Source organism: Rhizobium sp. NLR8a, assembly GCF_019685235.1.
In the GTDB taxonomy this organism is placed as follows: domain Bacteria; phylum Pseudomonadota; class Alphaproteobacteria; order Rhizobiales; family Rhizobiaceae; genus Rhizobium.
On record NZ_JABDWI010000025.1, the window covers coordinates 1 to 17493 of the forward strand.

Sequence of the window (17493 nt, forward strand, 5' to 3'; positions counted from 1 at the left end):
AACCGGGCGCCGACATTGCCGCCTATCTTGCCCGGCACGGCGTGAAGGTGCAGGTGGATCGCATTGCCAGCGGCGGCCAGCCGGCAGACCAGGTCCTGCGGCAGCACGCCGTCGACGTGTCCGCCGATCTGATCGTCATGGGTGCCTATAACCATCCCCGCTGGCAGCAGACGATCTTTGGCGGCGTGACGCGCGGCATGATCGAAGAAAGCAGGATGCCGATATTCATGGCCCACTGATCGGCCGGCGTTCAGCCGGCCCGGCGCCTCTCACCTTGCATGCATGTCGCCCGGTTGCGGCACGTGTCCGGGCGATAGGTATTAATCGATGGCAAAGGCCGCGCGGCCTGACAACGTCCGGACAAGGATGCCAAAGAAGATGTGCGGAGATTCGGCAAGGATCGGAACCTCCTTCGGGCTGAGCGAACCGACTTCCCACCAGTCCGCGTGCTTCTGCAATATTTCCCAGGCGTGCAGACGCTCACTCCGCCGGAGCTCGGTGTCGGGGAACTCCTCGAACTTTCCTTCGGCGATAACGCTCGTCCAGCCCTTGCCCACCCGCCGGTCCACCTGCAGGCACGCCCTGTCGTTTTCCCGCATCCATTCCACTTTGCGGCCGGGCATCGAAAAACAGTATGCGACGCCATCTTCAAAGGAGAAATAGATAGGCACGACATAGGGCCGACCGTCCTTGCAGCAGGCCAGGTGCCCAAATCTTGTCTCTCCCAGGACGGCGTGGCATTCAGCCAGCGTAAGTTCCCGTAAACCCAATGACATGAGACGCTCCTTCGGGTGGTGTTCCAGGAGTCATTTTAGACCGGCCGCGCGGCTTCGCACATTGATAAAGAGCAATCTCGTTTGGGTCTGGCAGGGCCGACTGACGGCTCGGGCAACAGATCGCTCATCACAGAAGAGGTCAGCTTGGCTGACGCCAAGAGTGCTGCATGGTCGCTGCGGGATGACCAGAGGAGCGATTATCCAGGCGGCGAGAAAGGCAGGCCCCCTCGCTTTCTCGCCGCCACAGAACGCTCGGTCTTACGGGGAGGGCCCCTCGTCCGCCAGACGGGCACAGCTCACGCAATATGGCGTGTAGGGGATGGCCTCCAACCGGTTGGGTTCGATCGGGGCGAGGCATCTGACGCAGCGACCGAAGCTTCCGCGCTTCAGCCGTTCCAGGGCCGCCTCGATCGATGTGATTTGCGCAACGGCTTCCCTTCGCATTTCGGTCAGCACCTGATCGTTCTCGACCTGGGTGATACGATCTTCGCTATCCGGATCCAGCGCGGCACCGAGATCGGCATCGATCGCCGACCGCCGGCGCTGCAGGTCCGCTTTCATGGTCTTCAGTTTGTTTTCTATCTCTTCGTTCTTCATCGACGCTTTCCCGCTGCGTGAAACGGCGGCACATGCCGCGCTCTGTTCGCCCATTCGGCCGGCCGAATGCAACGCTCATCACCGTACAACCGCCCGGGAAGGCTGCATTGATCGGCATCAATGGGGAGGGGATGGGCAGTTTGAGACATGTCAACGCGCAATTCCCGCTGAAGTGCGAGAGTGGCGACCCAGTCCGCCATTCTCTTCTTGGGGTGTCCACCATGAAACGGCATATCTTTTTACCGCTTCTCACCTATCCTGATGCGACTTCGGAAATCATGATCGCCAATGCGGTCATGCTGGCGCGCCACATGCAGGCGACGCTCACCGTCTGTGCGGTGGAGATTACCATTCCCGACGTCTCCAATGCCCTCTCCTCACTGATCATCGATGCGGCACAAATGGCGCGGGAAGCGGCGGCGCTGAGCCGCAGGCGCGCTTCGACGCTGACGCAGAAAGCGGTCGATGAGGCACGGGCGGCTTCCGTCGATCTACGCACCCGCGAGATCAAGGTCGAGGAGCCATTCGTCGTCGACGCGCTGGCGGAAGCCTCGCGCGCCTACGATCTCGTGCTTCTGGAACTGGCCGGCCTCTCCCGCCCGATCGTCGAGGCGGTACTGTTCGGGTCGGGGCGGCCGCTCATACTCTATCCGCCGGCGCCCTTCGGCGGCCGGATCGACCGTGTCGCCATCGCCTGGGATGGCAGCCGCGCGGCTGCCCGGGCGGCACATGATGCCTCCGTCTTCCTGGAGCAGGCCTCCAAGGTCTGCCTGCTTTCCGTGGTCGACGAGAAGCCGGTGACGTACGAGACAGGCGATTATCTCGTCGAAAACCTGCTGAAGAGCGGCGTGATGGCGGAGGTGACGCGGCTGCGCGCACACGGCGATCCTGTCGGGGAGGTACTGCAGAGCAAGGCCTTCGAATTGCGAGCCGATCTTCTCGTCATGGGCGGCTTCGGTCATTCGCGTTTGCGGGAATTCGTGCTCGGCGGCGCGACGCAGGCGGTGCTGACCAGCATCACCCTGCCTGTCCTGCTGTCGCATTGAGGGGCCTGTGCATGACGTTCAAGGACCGGCTTCCGAACGATCGGCTGTGGGATCGTATCGTCGATGCCGCGGAGGCCGCGCAGCTGATCACCGATGGCATGATCGTCGGCATGAGCGGCTTCACCAGAGCCGGCGAGGCCAAGGCCGTGCCGCTGGCGCTGGCGGAACGGGCAAGACGCGATCCGCTGAAGATCACACTGACGACCGGTGCATCGCTCGGCCACAATCTCGACAGCACGCTCACCGAGGCTCATGTCATCGCGCGCCGCATGCCGTTCCAATCCGATCCCGTCTTACGCCGGGCATCAATGCCGGCGAAGTGATGTTCGTCTATAGCATCTTTCGGAGACGGTGGAATTCCTGCGCAGCGGCCAGCTTGCACCGGTGGATTTGGCCGTCATCGAGGCGACCGCGATTACCGAGGGCGGCGGCACCGTGCCGACGACCTCCGTCGGCAATTCGGCAAGTTTCGCCGTCCTCGCACCGAAGGTGATCGTCGAGATAAACCTGTCGCAGCCGGGAGCACTGGAAGGTCTCCACGATATCTATATCCCTGCCGCGCGACCGAGCCGGGAGGCGATCCCCATCGTTGCGCCCAACAGCCGCATCGGCGTACCATTCATTCCGATCCCGCCGGAAAAAATCGCCGCGATCGTCGTCACCCAGCCTTGCCCCGCGGGAGCGGGCGGAGGTCGTCATCGCCAACTGCGTGCATCCGACCTATCGTGAAACGCTGGAAGATTATTATCGGCGCGCGCTGCTACGCGGCGGCCACACGCCTCATCCTGGAAGAGGCGCTCAGCTGGCATGACGCCTTGCGGCGGACGGGAAAGATGCTGCCGTAGTGCCGCCCGTTTCACGCCTCCATGGCGTCAGCCGCTGCCGTGTCCCCGACCATCTCGTCCTCCTGCAATCTTACGGCAGTACTTGCATCCCGGATCATGGCATACTTCACCTGCGTAACCCTCAGGTCGCGATACCAGTCGACGAGTTCTCCCCACGGGTCTCTGATTTTGGAGAGGCCGGAGATGAAGGCGACGACGGTTCCAATTTCAGTCTGACCGGTGACGACATAATAGCCGCCCAGGGCGAAGATGCCGGCATAGCCCAGCTGGGTCATCAGGTTCATCATGAAATTCATCGTGAATTTGATCCTGTAGACGCTCATGTTCAGCGAGAAGAGCCTCTCAATCCGATCATCCTGGGCATCGAGCGCATCACTAGTGACAACGTGCTGGACCATACTCTGGCTGACATGGCGCATGACGGTGATCTTGGTTTCGACGCGGCGGTTGATGGCGGACTGCATCAGCGGCACGAAGCCGATCTGCGGAAGGAAGACGACGGCGACGGCAAGCGCCATCAGGGGCTGCAGGAAGATCAAATAGCCGCCGACCGCGACAAGAATGCCTGCCTGCAGCAGCGGTTCCGAGATGCTGGTGCCGACAAAACCGCCGACCGGTTCGGCTTCGGCGATGATGATCGAGAGCTGCACGCCTTCGGCAATCGCATCGAGAGGAGCCTCGGCCGAGCGTTCCGAGGTCGCAAGCGCCGATTTACGCAGCCAGCGGACCGCGACCTCGCCGATCCAGCCACGATAGATATTGAGCATCAGCTTGGTCAGGCCTTCCAGCAGGACGAGGCCGAGATAGGCAAGAACGAGAATTAGAATGGCCTGATAGGGGGTGCCGTTTGTGGCCGCATTGATGATGCGCCTCTGGACCTCCAGCGGCGCGGTGCCGGCGAGGAAGAGAACGATCGAAAGGGCCGCGATCGCGATCTGGTGATGGCGCCCTATCAGGAACACGAATCCAAACAGACTTCTCGGCATTTCAGCCTCATGGCCTCGTATTTGTGCGTCAGAATGGCCGGCGCCGCTGCGAGCGACGGGAACGGGCTTTCACCTTTTGGAGCGCTCCTGCCGGCTGGCCATTCCGTGGTTTGCCTCCCTGACTTTTCAATTCTGTCTCATCTCGGCATCCGGCGGCGGCAGTGCGATGCCGTAATAGGGATCCACCCAGACGAGCAGGTCCCTGACAGACGTCACGCCTGCAACGTTCTCGGCCGCGACCTTTGCGGCCAGGCGCTCGCGTTCGTCGAAGATCGTTCCGGTCAGTTCGGCAACGCCGCCGGTGACGTGGCAATGGATGAAGCCGTTGCGGCTCCAGCTCTGCTTTGCAAGTTCCGATTCGATTGCCGCCTGGATCTGAGCGTCTCCGGCCGAAAGCGATGACGGTAGTGCCCGAGACAAAGCCCGCAAGAGATCGCAGCGCGAGACGATACCGACAAGCCTGCCATTTTCCGCCACCGGCAGACGCTTGACATCCTGGCGTTCCATCGATTTGACGGCGTCGGAAATGGAGGCGGTCGGCGCGATCGTGCTGACCTTGGAGGTCATCACCTCATCGACCCGCCTTCCATGAGTTCGGACATATTCGGCGGCGATCTTTCCGGAGCTCGTCAGCCATTCGAGCAGCCACGACCGCTTGCGCTCGGTGTTCAATTCGCCGCGGCGCAGAAAGTCCCCTTCGCTGACGATGCCGACGAGCGCTCCATTGGCATCGACAACCGGTAGTCCGCTGATCTTGTTGTCGAGCATCAGCTTGGCGGCTTCGGCGACGGAGCAGGACGTCGTCACAGTGATCGCCGGCGATGTCATGATGTCTTGAACGAGCATTTTCGACTCCTGTTGCTTCGCATCTCCTCGGCAACGGCGCACGAGAATCTTTAACCAGGCGGGCATTTGCCTGCGAAGCCCGTGGGCTGAGTGCCAGCCTTTGGAGCAGGCAAGCAACCTTGGGGCTAGTGAGGATAAGTTAGCGGCGTTGAAGCCAGGACGCTTTGATCAACGTCAACAATGGAAGGAACTCGAAGCCGCGGCCGAATCGTCTTCAATTCCGGCGTGGGGGCTTTGCCCTACCCACCGGATCGGCAGGACCAAGGCGCCCGCAGGCTACCCGTCTTCGCCTGCCGCAAATACGAATGGTCTCACCGACAGCAAACAGACAGGTTCAAGCCTCTATCCAGTCGCGGTCGCCTCATGGAAGGCAGAAGCAAAGGATTGAACGATGAAGTTGAAACTTATCTCCGCTCTTGTGATCATCGCCGCAACTCCCGCTCTGGCCATTGCCAGTCCAAGCTGCACCAAGGAGCCGAAGTCCAAGTGGATGCCCGAGAAAGCCATGAAGGAAAAAATCGACGCTCTGGGCTACCAGGTGAAAACCTTCGAGATCACCGGAAGCTGCTACGAGATCTACGGCAAAGACAAGCAGGGCGACCGCGCCGAAGTCTATTTCAATCCGGTGTCCGGCGAAATCGTCCAGAAAGGCGACTGACCATGGCGCCCATTGAGTTGCAGAAGCAGGAGGGCCTCCGGCCCTCCCAGGTCGCGAGCGGCACCGTCAAGGTCTGGGACCCAATCGTCAGACTGTTTCACTGGACCGTCGTTACGGCCTGCATCCTCAATCTTTTTGTGTTTGAGGAAGGAAAATATTGGCACCGTTTGACCGGCTACGTCGTTGCCATGGCCATCGTCGTACGGATCATCTGGGGGTTCGTCGGAACCAGGCATGCGCGGTTCCGAGACTTCTTCCCGACACCTGGCAAAGTGAGGGCGCAGATCCTTGGCATGATCAATGGCAGCGAGCAACGCTATATCGGCCATAATCCGCTGGCATCGATCATGATGCTGGGCCTCATGGTGATTCTTGCAATGACCGCGGTCAGTGGCTGGATGACGACGCTCGATGCCTTCTGGGGCGACAAATGGCTCGAGGAAGTGCACGGTGTCATCGCCAACAGCATCATGGTCTTCGCCTTCATCCATGCCGGGGCGGCATTGGTCGAGAGCTGGAGACATCGGGAAAATCTCGTCTGGTCGATGGTGACAGGTCGAAAGAGAGCATGAGAATTCTTCTGATCGAAGACAGCGTCCGGCTTCGCGATCTTCTTTGCGAAGCCATCCGCGAGGCCGGCTGGCGCATGGATGCCTTTGCTACGGCAAATGAAGGCCGTCTCGCGCTTGACGGAACAAGCTACGATCTCCTTCTTCTTGACCTTGGCCTGCCTGACGAAGATGGCCTCGACGTGTTGAAGTCTCTGCGTCTCGCGAAGCGGCAGATTCCGGTGCTCGTCCTGACGGCACGCGGGGCCGTCGACGAACGGATCGCCGGGCTGGATGCCGGGGCTGACGACTACTTGATCAAACCCTTCAACAATGGCGAGTTGATCGCGCGGATTCGAGCCCTGATGCGGCGCTCGCCCATGACAGCCATGCCGACACTGGAATTCGCCGACGTCAGGTTTGAGGCGGCGTCCCGCCAGGTCACCTGCAACGGCATTGAAATGGCGCTCGCCCCCTCGGAAAAGTCGCTGCTCGAACTGCTGATGCGCAATGGCGGGAACGTGGTTTCCAAGCGCAAGATGGAACACGCTTTCTCCGAGTTCGGTGACGAGCGCAGCAGCAACGCCGTCGAGCTGGCGGTCTCCCGGCTCCGGCGGAAACTGGAGGGACATCCCGCCAATGCCGTCATCGAAACCGTGAGAGGCGTCGGTTACATGCTGCGCGAGGACCGAGGTTGATTCGATCGGCTCCTACCTTGACGGCCATTCTGACGCGAAGGATCGCCTTCTTCGCCATGGTCGCGATGCTTGTCCAGCTCGCCGTCGTCTTCTCTGACTATTATTGGAACGTCGGGGAACTTTCCCGCCTGTATGTCGAGCAGGAAACAGAGCGGCTTGCCTCGGGCGTCGGTGGCAGGGACGGAGCCGTTACCTACAGGCTGCCGGCAGCTGTAGGCCGGCGTTATGCCCATCCGCAGACCGGCTATGTCGCCCGCATTCGCGACGGCCGGGGCCACCTTATCTTCGAGTCCTGCGACGATGCCTGCGAAAGCCGTTTCCTGCCCGCGGAGGTCAATCCTCCGGATTTTTGGCTTCGCACCATCAAGCCAGGGAAACCGCTTACGCTTGTCGGGGGCCGAGCTTTCCAGATCGGCGAGCAACGGATTCTGGTTGATGTCGCCACTGTGGGCGATCCTGAGAATCTCGCCTCCGCCGTCTTTTGGAACGAGATCCTCGAGCACATGATCGTGCCGATGAGCATCTTGCTCGGACTTGTTCTCGGGGCAACCTTAATATCGGTTCGCCGCGCCCTGAAGCCTGTGAAGGCCGCGGCCGATGCTGCCGAACTCATCGATCCGATGGATTCCGGATCTCATCTGCCCTTCGAGGGAATGCCGCGAGAAATTGCCCATCTCGCGGTGGCCGTCAACCGGGCGTTCCAACGAATTGGCGAGCTGATGCTATCGCAAAGGATACTGACATCGGGCATCGCCCATGAAGTGCGCACACCGCTTGCGGCCATCAAACTCGAACTCGGCCGTATTGACCATCCGAGGGCGCGGAAAGCTGAGGCGGATCTCGATGACCTCGTGCATTTTGTGAGCCAGCTGACGGCGCTCGCGCGGCTGGACACGTTCGATCACAGCACGTTCGAAGAGGTCGATCTCGTCGTTCTTTGTACAGGCGTGGCCGAGCAGCTCGCACCTTGGGTTTACGAAAACAAGCATTCGCTGGAGGTGTTCGCCCAGATCGAGGCGGCAGGTGTCAGAGCAGCACCAGCCCTATTGAAAGACGCCCTTCGCAATCTGATCGAGAATGCGGTTCGCCATACGCCGGATTCAACGAAGATCATTGTCAGGGTGGGAGAATACGGTATCCAGGTCGAAGATCGACAGGATGTATTTGGCAGTTTCCTCCATCAAACCCAGAGTGCGGAAGGCCTCGGAATAGGACTTAAGATCGTTGAACGGATCGCGGAACTTCATAAGGGATCGTTGAGGCGTTCCATATCGCGGCACGGCAACATCTTCGAACTCTTATTGCCGGTGGTGGCGCGACGCAGGCGGTGCTGACCAGCATCACCCTGCCTGTCCTGTCGTCGTATTGAGCGACGGCAGGCGGTCAAGGACCGGCTCTCGAACTCATTGTCAACGCCACGAGGGCCGCGTACCTCATCAGCCGCAGCCTGCCGGCCGGCAACAAGCGGCTCCTCAATCCCGTCGCAGCGTCTTGCCGGACTCCGCATCGAACAGATGAAGCTTGCCCGGCCGGGCCGCGATCGTTACGGCCTGCCCGGGCTCGAAATCGTGACGTTCGGACAGCACCGCGACAAGTTCGCCGGATCCGTAGCGCAAAAATACCATCGTCTCGTGGCCAGTGGGTTCGGTGACGTTGACGGTCGTCTTCAAGCCGCTCGGAGCGAGCGACAGATGTTCGGGCCGCACGCCCAGGCGCACAGGCTGGCCATCGGACGCCTCCGGCGTGAAGCCGAGCGCAATCTCATCGCCTGTCTCCGTGACGAAGACCGCACCGTCGGCCTTGTAGTGACCTTTCAGCAGATTCATCGACGGCGAGCCAATGAAGGTGGCCACGAACGTATTGCGGGGACGGTCGTAAAGCTCCAGGGGCGTTCCCGTCTGTTCGACCTTGCCGCCCTGCATGACCACGATCTTGTCGGCCATCGTCATTGCTTCGACCTGGTCATGGGTAACGTAAATGGTCGTGGTCTTCAGCCTTTGGTGGAGCTCCTTGATCTCCTTGCGCATCTGCACGCGCAGCTTGGCATCGAGGTTCGACAGGGGCTCGTCGAATAGGAAGACTTGCGGCGATCGGACAATGGCTCGCCCCATCGCTACGCGCTGCCGCTGGCCGCCCGAAAGCTGGCGCGGATAGCGGTCAAGATAGGGCACGAGGTCGAGGGTTTCGGCCGCCGCCTGTAGGCGCTGCTTGATGACATCGGCCGGCTGCTTCTGCAGACGCAGCGCGAAGACCATGTTCTCGGCAACGGTCTTGTGCGGATAGAGCGCATAGCTCTGGAAGACCATCGCAATATCACGGTCCTTCGGCGGCAGATTGTTGACGATCTTTCCGCCGATCGAGATGGTGCCGCCGGTAATGCTCTCGAGGCCTGCGACCATGCGCAGCAAGGTCGACTTGCCGCAACCGGACGGGCCGACGAGGACCACGAACTCGCCATCGCGAATGTCTATATTGACCCCATGCAGGATGTTTAAGGCGCCGTATGCCTTCCGCGCCTCTGAAATATTGACCTCAGCCATATGCCTCCCACTCGCTTTCCGGTCACCCCCGGCACACGTTCCAGGGGATGAATTTCTCGACAGTATCCAGAGTTTGAGGCACAGCGAAAGTGCGCTCTGCCACGATCCGAAATACCTTCAGAACCTCCTCCATGAAACGTTTCATTTTTTATTGACTTTTTGCGCTTCCCGTCTAATGCTCACTGATGAGACCGAGAGGAGCGGTTTCAAACAAGAATTATGAAACGTTTCATTTTCTTGTTTACCAGATAGTTCTGCACGAGACCAGTCCCAAATTCGGGCCGGAGCCTATCCGGAACACTGGCTGGCGGCAGCGCACCAAACGTGGAGGAGGAAGACATGAAAGTCGAAATTTACGATGCATTGATGCGCCGTCAGGCAAGCCGCCGCGACCTTTTGCGCGGAACGGCAAGTGCGGCGGCTCTGCTCGGCCTGTCCGGCGCGATGGGCGGAATTGCCGGCACCGCATTCGCGGCCGATGACCTGCGCGCCCAGATCCTGCAGATCCCCGGCGTCGGCAAGGGTTCGCCGACGGACGCGGACTGGCAGAAGGTCGGCGAGCTCTGCCTCGGCCCGACCAAGGCCAATGTCAAGCAGGGCGAATTCGCCGGCGTCGAGCTGACCTTCATGGGGCTCAACAACCAGAATCTGCACAACTTCCTGTTCCGCGGCTTCCTGAAGCCTTGGGAAGCCTATACCGGCGCCAAGATCAACTGGATCGACCTTGCCCAGGCCGATTACAACGCCCGCCTTCAGCAGTCGATCGCAACCGGCACGGTTGATTTCGACATCCTTGAAATGGGCGCGCCTTTCGAAGGCGATACCGCCGGACGCGGGCTTCTCGACGAGATGCCTGATTGGGCTGCAAAGCAGGTCGAAGCCGACGACCTGGTGAGCTACCTGAAGCCGCCGGTCGGCACCTGGGACGGCAAGACCTATCGCGTCACGATCGATGGCGACTGCCACACCTTCGCCTATCGCAAGGATTACTTCGGCGAAGGCTCGATCAGCGGCATGGCCGAGCCGCCGAAGACCTGGCAGGACGTCAACGCAGCGTCCAAGGCGCTGATCGGCAAGACCGATCCGCTGACCGGCCAGCCGGCCTATGGCTATCTCGACCCGCTCAAGGGCTGGGGCGGCTTCGGCTTCTATTTCATCGAGAACCGGGCGACGGCCTATGCCAAATACCCCGGCGATCCGGCCTGGCTGTTCGATCCTGAGAACATGAAGCCGCTGGTCAACAACCCCGCCTGGGTCCAGGCGATCCAGGATGTGCTGGATCTGATCGCGGCCAAGGCCTATCCCGCCGACCAGATCAATGCGGACCCCGGCACCACCGCCTTCTCGCAGTTCCTGGCAGGCACCGGCGCAATGCTGATGTGGTGGGGCGACGTCGGCTCCAGCGCGCGCACCTCGGATACCTCGGTCGTCGGCGACGTGGTCGGTTTCGGCATCAACCGCGGCTCCAACCGCGTCTACAACCGCAAGTCCGGGCAATGGGAAGACAAGTATAACGAAGCGCCCAACATGGCCTATCTCGGCTGGGGCATCTACGTCACCAAACGGGTCTCCAGCGACGAGAAAAAGCGCAAGGCGGCCTGGTCTGCTGCAGCCCATCTCGGCGGCAAGGATCTTTCCCTTTGGACGTCGGCCTATCCGTCCGGTTTCCAGCCCTATCGTCAGTCGCACTTCAACTACGACGAATGGGAAAAGGCAGGTTACGACCGCGCCTACATCGAGGACTATCTGGGTTCGAACGCCGACAGCTACAACCATCCGAACGCTGCGATCGAGCCGCGCATCCCCGGCATCTTCCAATACTACTCCGTTGCGGAGGACGAATTGGCGAAGGGCTTTGCCGGACAATACAAGTCGGCACAGGAAACCGCGGATGCGATTGCAGCCGCCTGGGAAAAGATCACCGACCAGATCGGCCGTGATAGCCAGCTGAAGCTCTATCGGACGAGCCTCGGGCTCTGATCGATTGACATAAACGCGCTGGCGGACTGAAAGGCTTCGCCAGCGCCCATCCTGTCCGGGCGAGGAATATCAATGTCGACAGTCGAAGGCGACCTGCTCCACACGGTCGAAGCCGGCTCCATTTCCGCGAGCCGCCGTTTTTGGGGCCGCTCGGCTCTGTGGCTGAGCGCCATATGGTTCATGGCATCCTTTGTATTGCAGGCTGTCCACGAACTTGGCTGGACCGATTGGGGCTTTGCCAACTGGCGGCCGGTTCTCTACGCCTATTTCATTTGGGCCGCGGTTCTCTGCGTCACCCGCGTCGTCATATACGGCGAGGCCGGCAAGAAGGCGCTCTTTGTTCTGCCGGCCGCGCTTTTCGTCGTATCGATGGTGGTCTTCCCGCTGCTCTTTGCGCTCTGGATCGGCTTTTCGGATTGGAACCTCGCCTCTTCCGCCGGCCGGCGCTTCAACGGGCTCGACAATGTCCGCCGGATGATCGCCGATCCATTCTATGCCAACGCCTTGCTCAACATGATCCTTTATTGCCTTGCGATCGCTGTGGAATATGCGATTGCCGTCGGCCTGGCGCTGCTCCTCAACCAGGAAATCATTGCCCGGAAGTTCTGGCGCGTCACCTTCCTCGTGCCCTTGATGCTGTCGCCGGTCGCGGTGAGCTGGATGGTGGGCAAATCGATGCTGGAGACCCGTTTCGGCCCGATCGCGCGCATGGCCCGCTGGCTCGGCTGGGAAAACCCGTCCTTTTTCGGCGATCCGCTGACGGCGCGCCTTTCGATCATGATCATGGATGCCTGGACCTTCATTCCCTTCATGATGATCATGCTGCTCGCCGGACTGCAGGCCTTGTCGAGGGAGGTGCTGGAGGCGGCCGAGGTCGACGGCGCCACCAAATGGCAGCGCTTCTGGCAGGTGATTTTCCCGCTGATGCTGCCAGTGTCGGTCACGGCAGTGATGATCCGCATCATCTTCAAGTTGAAGCTCGCCGACATCATCATCACGGTGACATCGGGAGGCCCCGGAGGAGCGACGGATTCCGTCACCAGTTTCATCTATCGCGAATACCGCGACCGTTCGAATGTCGGATACGGAACCCTGCTCGCGCTCGTCTATCTGGTGATCATCGTCGTCGGCATGACGGGGCTGATGAAGATCTCCGACCGTATCGTCAAGCGGATGACAGGAAGGCTCTGATGGTTCGCATCGATTTCGAAAAATACGGACGGGGCCAACGCATTCGCTGGTGGGCCATGCGTTTGGCGGTCTACGGCCTGCTCGTCATCTGGGCGTGTGTCTGCATCTTCCCGCTGTTCTGGACGGTTTCGACCTCATTCAAGACAGCCGCAGATGTCATGCGCGGCAATCTGATCCCCTGGTTCAATTTCGCGCCCAACTGGCTCGGCTGGCGCTCGCTCGGCCTCTCTCCCGATACGATTCCCCAGATTTCGACGGTGCGTGATGAATTCATGCGCAGGCTCTGGAACAGCGTGATCATCTCCGTCACGGCATCCGCTCTTGCGGTTGTGCTCGGATCGCTCGCCGCCTACGGCCTCAGCCGTTTCTCCTATAAATTCGGCCATATGCGCAATTCCGACATTTCCTTTTTCTTCCTGTCGCAGCTCATCATGCCGCCTGTCGTCCTCGCCCTGCCATTCCTGGTTCTCTACAAGGAGCTGGCGCTGCTCGACACCTATGCCGGCATGATCGCCGTCTATACGCTGATGGTCCTGCCGATCGTCGTCTGGATCATGCGCGATCAGTTCGCGACCATACCGGTCGAGCTCGAGGAGGCCGCGCTGGTCGACGGCCTGTCGATCTGGGGCGCGTTTGCCCGCATCATCGTGCCGCTCGTACTGCCGGGCATGGTTGCCGCCTTCCTTTTGGCGCTGATCCTGTGCTGGAATGAATATTTCTTCGCCGCATTGCTGACCTCGACCAACACGAACACGCTGCCGGTGATGATCGCCAGCCAGACCGGCAGCCAGGGCATCAACTGGTGGTCGATGGCTGCCCTTTCCACCGCTGGTATCCTTCCGCTGGTCATCGTCGGCGTCGTGTTGGAAAAGCACATCATCGCCGGGATGACCGCAGGAGCGGTAAAATAGCCGCGGGACGTTTGAACATGCCAAAGATGCCCACAGTCAAGGATGTCGCCGAATATGCGGGCGTCTCCGTGGGCACCGTTTCGCGCGTTCTGTCGGGCGAAGCCGCGGTCAAACCCCTGCTGCGGGAAAGGGTCAACGACGCTATTTCGGCGCTCGGTTACCGGCCGAACGTGACCGCACGAGCCTTGCGTACCAGCAGAACCGACGTTATCGGCCTCGTCGTTCCCGACATCACCAATCCTTTTTTTGCGCAGCTTGCGGCAAGCATCGAGCGTGCGGCGCTCGAATGCGGTCACAGCCTTATGCTGGCAAGCTCGCATAACGACAGCGAGGCGGAGCAGAGCCACGTTTCGGCTTTTCTCGACCGATCGGTGCGCGGCATCATCGTGGTGGCTTCGAGCGACGGTTCAGGTCTCGATCTGCCAGCCTCGGTCCCGGTCATATCGCTGGACCGGCGCTTCGGCGCCTTTCCCCTGGTGTCGACCAACCATGCGCAGGCGGCCACGCTGATTGCCGATCATCTCTATGGGCTGGGGCACCGGCGCATCGCTTATATTTCCGGGCCGACCGACACTGAGGCAGGGCGCATGCGCAAGGAGGCCTTCGTCAGCCGCATGGACGGCTTCGGCAAGACCGGCGAGCCTGTCGAACTGCAAATCGCCCATGGCAGATTCGACTATGAATCCGGCGAAAGAATTGCCCGCGAGCTGCTTTCGCGCCCGCCGCAGGATCGGCCGACGGCGATAGCCGCCGCCAGCGACCAGCAGGCGATCGGCGCATTGCGCGCCGCCCGTGACCTTAAGATCGATGTGCCGCGAAAACTGTCCGTCACCGGTTTCGACGACATTTCGCTTGCCAATCTCGTGGTGCCGCGGCTGACAACCATACGCCAGCCAGCCGACATGCTGGCGCGGCGCGCGGTCAGCCTTCTCCTGGAGGAACCGCCGGGCAAGGGGGACGAAATGGTGGACGGATCGCTGATCGTGCGCGGTTCGAGCGGCCCGTGCCCGCAACCTGGCGAACCGAAAGGCGCACGGGCGCTCCGAGCCGGACATCGCCGGGACAGAAATTGAAGCACGGCCGGCGCTCCGGCTAGAGAAAGGATGGAAGATCAATGCTCAAGGGAATTCGGGCCGAACTCAATGGCGACATTCTTCAGGCACTTAGCAACATGGGACATGGCGACTATCTCGTCATCTCCGACATGAATTTTCCATCGGATTCGATAGCCCGCCAGACGCGTCTGGGTAAACTGCTGACCATGGAAAACATTCCCGCGCCGCAGGCGATCGACGCGGTCCTTTCGGTCCTGCCTTTGGACACGCCGATTCAGCCGTCGGTCGGACGCATGGAAGTGATCGGCAAACCGGATGAAATCCCGCCGATCCAACAGGAAGTACAGTCGATTGTCGACCGGGCCGAAGGCAAGCCGTCGCCGATGTATCCCGTCGAACGCATGGCGTTCTACGACATCGCCAAAAAGGCCTATTGCGTGATCGCAACCGGGGAACTGCGGTTCTATGGATGCTTCCTTTTGACCAAGGGCGTCATTCCAGCGGAAGAGGCCGTGCGATGAGCGAGAAAAGCGGGATCGTCATCTTAGGCATTTTTGCCGCCGACACCGCCTATAAGGCAAAGCGCTTGCCCCAAATCGCCGAGACGCTGATGGGGTCGGGTTTTACGCTCGGGCCGGGAGGCAAGGGCTCCAACCAGGCGATCGCCGCGGCAAAAGCCGGCGGCAAGGTGACTTTCATTTCACGGGTGGGCAACGACGCGTTCGGCGCGATGGCCCTTGCGGCCTATGCGGAGGCGGGTGTCACAGCCAATGTGATGAAGATGGAAGGGGTTTCCACGGGCGCTGCCTTCATCTTCGTCGACGAAGCGAGCGGCGACAATGCCATCATCGTGGTGCCGGGCGCCGCAGGGCTGATCGGCATCGAAGATGTCGAAGCGAACCGGGCAGCGATCGAAAGTGCTGCTATCTTCATGACACAGCTCGAACAACCGCTGGAAGCGGCCCTGCATGGCCTGTCGATCGCCAAAAGGGCAGGGGCCACGACCATCTTCAACCCGGCGCCGGCCAGCACCATCCCGGACAGCATCTATGGCCTGAGCGATTTCATCGTTCCCAACGAAGTCGAAGCGGCGCAACTGGTGGGCCATGCGATCGAAACCGATGAACAGGCGCGTGCGGCGGCGCGCACGCTGGTCGCCCGAGGCGCGCGCGCAGCGGTCATCACGCTCGGCGCGCGCGGTGCGCTCTATCACACCGCCGAGCAGAGCGAATTCGTCCCCGCATTTTCGGCGGGAAATGTCGTTGACACAACCGGAGCCGGCGACGCCTTTCTCGGTGGGTTCGCGACGGCGATCTCCGAAGGCCGGGCGCCAATCGAGGCCGTCCGTTTCGGCTGCGCGACTGCCGCGATCGCCGTAACACGGCCGGGTACGGCCCCCGCCATGCCTTCTCGCGCCGAGATCAGCGCCTTGCTTGGCTCCTGATGACTGGCCGTCGCAGGGGAATTGGGCGGGGCGTGTCAACCTCTCCAGAAGCCGTCAATCCAGCCTTGCGGTAAAGACGTAGCCGACGCCGCGCACGGCCTTGATGAATTGAGGCTTCTTCGGGTCCGTCTCAATCTTGCGCCGCAGCCGGACGATCTGGGCATCGATCGTCCGGTCGAAAGCTTCGAGGCTTCGGCCCCGGGTCAGATCCATCAGCACGTCGCGGGTCAGAACCCGTCCGGCATGCCGGACGAAGGTCGTCAGCATATCGAACTCGCCGGTCGTCAACTCGATTTCCGTGCCTTTCGGATCGAAAAGCTGCCTGCGGCTGAGATTGAGCTTCCAGTCTTCGAAGCCGACAATCTCCTCGCCGGCCGCCTCGGCACTGCGCGCAGGAGCTTGCCGGCGGCGCAGGATCGATTTCAGGCGGGCATGAACCTCCCGGAGATGGAAGGGCTTGGCGATGTAATCGTCGGCACCGACTTCCAGACCGACGATTCGATCGACGACGTCGTCACGGCCCGTCAGCATCATGATCGGCACGTCGGACTGGGCGCGAATTTCGCGGGCGAGGTCAAGGCCATCCGTGCCGCCGGGAAGAACGAGGTCGAGCAGGACGGCGTCGAAATTCTGCTGGCGCAGGCGCACGCGCATCTCGATTCCGTCGGCGGCGGAAGAGACCGTGTAACCCTCGTCCTCGAAGTAGCGCGTCAACATCTGGCGAATGCGCGGGTCATCGTCGACGACGAGAAGATGCGCGTCATGTTGAAGTGCTGCCATCGTCCATCCGCCAAGCCGTTGCTCGTTACAGATCGTCTTCAATGGCATCGTCTTTAACATGCCCGTCAAGCTGGTGTCACCACCAGGCGGTCGTTGTCCTCATCGTAAACCGCAAATCCATTCCGGCCAGAATTACGCGGGCCTGGCATCGTGCAGCCGATGGCGTTTGGTCTGCATCGGAACGGGAGCCGGCGAGGATTGCCACGCGCAGAGCCATCCGCGGACATCGTTCGCTGTGATCCGAACCGTGTTTGCGCTCGTGGAGGCAAGGCGGCGCGCGGCTATCTGGCAGAAAGTGTCGACGTATTGAAGAAGGCGGAATTCGGTAGCCCGCGGCGGCGAGGCCACCGACAGCAATGCCCGCCGCGACACGATGACGGTCTTCATGTCGGGCCCGAACCGCACATCGATACGCCCCGACTTGTCTTTCGCGTCGAGATTTGCTGTGACGATTTCATATGGCATTCCATCGCTCCGGATCGTTGGTTCGTCGCTGCGGCTTCCGAATTTTTTTCTCCAAGTTACGACGCCGGTCGCACGACGCTTTGACTTCGATCAAATGAACAGGGCGAGAGGTCGGCACCGAAACATC

19 protein-coding genes and 1 pseudogene are annotated in these 17493 nt (G+C 61.0%); 13 read left to right on the forward strand and 7 right to left on the reverse strand.

What is annotated here, in order from left to right; translation table 11 throughout:
- A partial coding sequence (locus HJC04_RS30995) for a universal stress protein (protein WP_221147796.1) occupies positions 1 to 239 on the forward strand: 239 nt, incomplete at its 5' end.
- Between the two features lie 81 nt (positions 240 to 320).
- Here HJC04_RS30995 and HJC04_RS31000 read toward each other — a convergent pair.
- On the reverse strand, positions 321 to 776 hold the full coding sequence (locus HJC04_RS31000; RefSeq protein WP_210633408.1) for a pyridoxamine 5'-phosphate oxidase family protein: 456 nt from the start codon (positions 774 to 776) through the stop codon (positions 321 to 323).
- Positions 777 to 1034: 258 nt separating this feature from the next.
- Entirely contained in the window at positions 1035 to 1373 is a 339-nt protein-coding gene (locus HJC04_RS31005; RefSeq protein WP_210633407.1) for a TraR/DksA C4-type zinc finger protein, read from the reverse strand.
- 221 nt (positions 1374 to 1594) lie between these two features.
- On the opposite strand from HJC04_RS31005, the gene HJC04_RS31010 reads away from it, so the two are divergent.
- Positions 1595 to 2419 (forward strand): universal stress protein, encoded by an 825-nt coding sequence (locus tag HJC04_RS31010; RefSeq protein WP_221147797.1) that lies wholly within the window; start codon positions 1595 to 1597, stop codon positions 2417 to 2419.
- An 11-nt stretch (positions 2420 to 2430) separates the two neighbouring features.
- Positions 2431 to 3082 (forward strand): annotated as a pseudogene (locus tag HJC04_RS31015) (propionyl-CoA--succinate CoA transferase); the annotation flags it as partial.
- Between the two features lie 193 nt (positions 3083 to 3275).
- Here HJC04_RS31015 and HJC04_RS31020 read toward each other — a convergent pair.
- Together HJC04_RS31020 and HJC04_RS31025 are read right to left on the reverse strand one after the other, a co-directional pair.
- On the reverse strand, positions 3276 to 4250 hold the full coding sequence (locus HJC04_RS31020; RefSeq protein WP_210633405.1) for an ABC transporter transmembrane domain-containing protein: 975 nt from the start codon (positions 4248 to 4250) through the stop codon (positions 3276 to 3278).
- A 126-nt stretch (positions 4251 to 4376) separates the two neighbouring features.
- Positions 4377 to 5096 carry a CBS domain-containing protein gene (locus HJC04_RS31025; RefSeq protein ID WP_221147798.1) on the reverse strand — a complete coding sequence of 240 codons (720 nt, stop codon included), beginning with the start codon at positions 5094 to 5096 and terminating at the stop codon, positions 4377 to 4379.
- A 391-nt stretch (positions 5097 to 5487) separates the two neighbouring features.
- Here HJC04_RS31025 and HJC04_RS31030 point away from each other — a divergent pair, with 391 nt between their 5' ends.
- The 4 genes from HJC04_RS31030 to HJC04_RS31045 are packed head-to-tail and all read left to right on the forward strand — an operon-like array spanning position 5488 to position 8334.
- Positions 5488 to 5754: a PepSY domain-containing protein gene (locus HJC04_RS31030; protein WP_210633403.1), complete on the forward strand. Its 267-nt coding sequence runs from the start codon at positions 5488 to 5490 to the stop codon at positions 5752 to 5754.
- 2 nt (positions 5755 to 5756) lie between these two features.
- Positions 5757 to 6326 carry a cytochrome b/b6 domain-containing protein gene (locus tag HJC04_RS31035; protein WP_210633402.1) on the forward strand — a complete coding sequence of 190 codons (570 nt, stop codon included), beginning with the start codon at positions 5757 to 5759 and terminating at the stop codon, positions 6324 to 6326.
- Positions 6323 to 7000: a response regulator transcription factor gene (locus tag HJC04_RS31040; protein WP_210633401.1), complete on the forward strand. Its 678-nt coding sequence runs from the start codon at positions 6323 to 6325 to the stop codon at positions 6998 to 7000. The genes HJC04_RS31035 and HJC04_RS31040 overlap by 4 nt, the downstream gene beginning before the upstream one ends.
- Positions 6997 to 8334, forward strand: a complete 1338-nt coding sequence (locus tag HJC04_RS31045; RefSeq protein ID WP_210633400.1) for a HAMP domain-containing sensor histidine kinase — start codon at positions 6997 to 6999, stop codon at positions 8332 to 8334. Before HJC04_RS31040 ends, HJC04_RS31045 begins: the two co-directional genes overlap by 4 nt.
- 138 nt (positions 8335 to 8472) lie before the next feature.
- Here HJC04_RS31045 and HJC04_RS31050 read toward each other — a convergent pair whose 3' ends face one another.
- Entirely contained in the window at positions 8473 to 9540 is a 1068-nt protein-coding gene (locus HJC04_RS31050; RefSeq protein ID WP_210633399.1) for an ABC transporter ATP-binding protein, read from the reverse strand.
- A 339-nt stretch (positions 9541 to 9879) separates the two neighbouring features.
- Between HJC04_RS31050 and HJC04_RS31055 the strand changes: the two genes are divergently transcribed.
- The 6 genes from HJC04_RS31055 (at position 9880) to HJC04_RS31080 (ending at position 16121) form a co-directional block, all read left to right on the forward strand.
- Positions 9880 to 11520 (forward strand): extracellular solute-binding protein, encoded by a 1641-nt coding sequence (locus HJC04_RS31055; RefSeq protein WP_221123606.1) that lies wholly within the window; start codon positions 9880 to 9882, stop codon positions 11518 to 11520.
- 72 nt (positions 11521 to 11592) lie between these two features.
- On the forward strand, positions 11593 to 12711 hold the full coding sequence (locus HJC04_RS31060) for a carbohydrate ABC transporter permease (RefSeq protein ID WP_221147799.1): 1119 nt from the start codon (positions 11593 to 11595) through the stop codon (positions 12709 to 12711).
- Positions 12711 to 13622 (forward strand): carbohydrate ABC transporter permease, encoded by a 912-nt coding sequence (locus HJC04_RS31065; protein WP_183700060.1) that lies wholly within the window; start codon positions 12711 to 12713, stop codon positions 13620 to 13622. The genes HJC04_RS31060 and HJC04_RS31065 overlap by 1 nt, the downstream gene beginning before the upstream one ends.
- A 17-nt stretch (positions 13623 to 13639) precedes the next feature.
- On the forward strand, positions 13640 to 14695 hold the full coding sequence (locus HJC04_RS31070) for a LacI family DNA-binding transcriptional regulator (protein WP_221123604.1): 1056 nt from the start codon (positions 13640 to 13642) through the stop codon (positions 14693 to 14695).
- 41 nt (positions 14696 to 14736) lie between these two features.
- A complete protein-coding gene (locus tag HJC04_RS31075) occupies positions 14737 to 15198 on the forward strand; it encodes an RbsD/FucU family protein (RefSeq protein WP_184459996.1) in 462 nt (153 codons plus the stop codon).
- Entirely contained in the window at positions 15195 to 16121 is a 927-nt protein-coding gene (locus HJC04_RS31080) for a ribokinase (protein ID WP_221147800.1), read from the forward strand. Before HJC04_RS31075 ends, HJC04_RS31080 begins: the two co-directional genes overlap by 4 nt.
- Positions 16122 to 16175: 54 nt before the next feature.
- On the opposite strand, the gene HJC04_RS31085 is transcribed toward HJC04_RS31080, so the two are convergent.
- Complete coding sequence (locus tag HJC04_RS31085; RefSeq protein ID WP_221147801.1) at positions 16176 to 16901, reverse strand: response regulator; 726 nt, start codon at positions 16899 to 16901, stop codon at positions 16176 to 16178.
- Between the two features lie 132 nt (positions 16902 to 17033).
- Positions 17034 to 17366 carry a hypothetical protein gene (locus HJC04_RS31090; RefSeq protein ID WP_221123601.1) on the reverse strand — a complete coding sequence of 111 codons (333 nt, stop codon included), beginning with the start codon at positions 17364 to 17366 and terminating at the stop codon, positions 17034 to 17036.
- Positions 17367 to 17493: the final 127 nt, after the last annotated feature.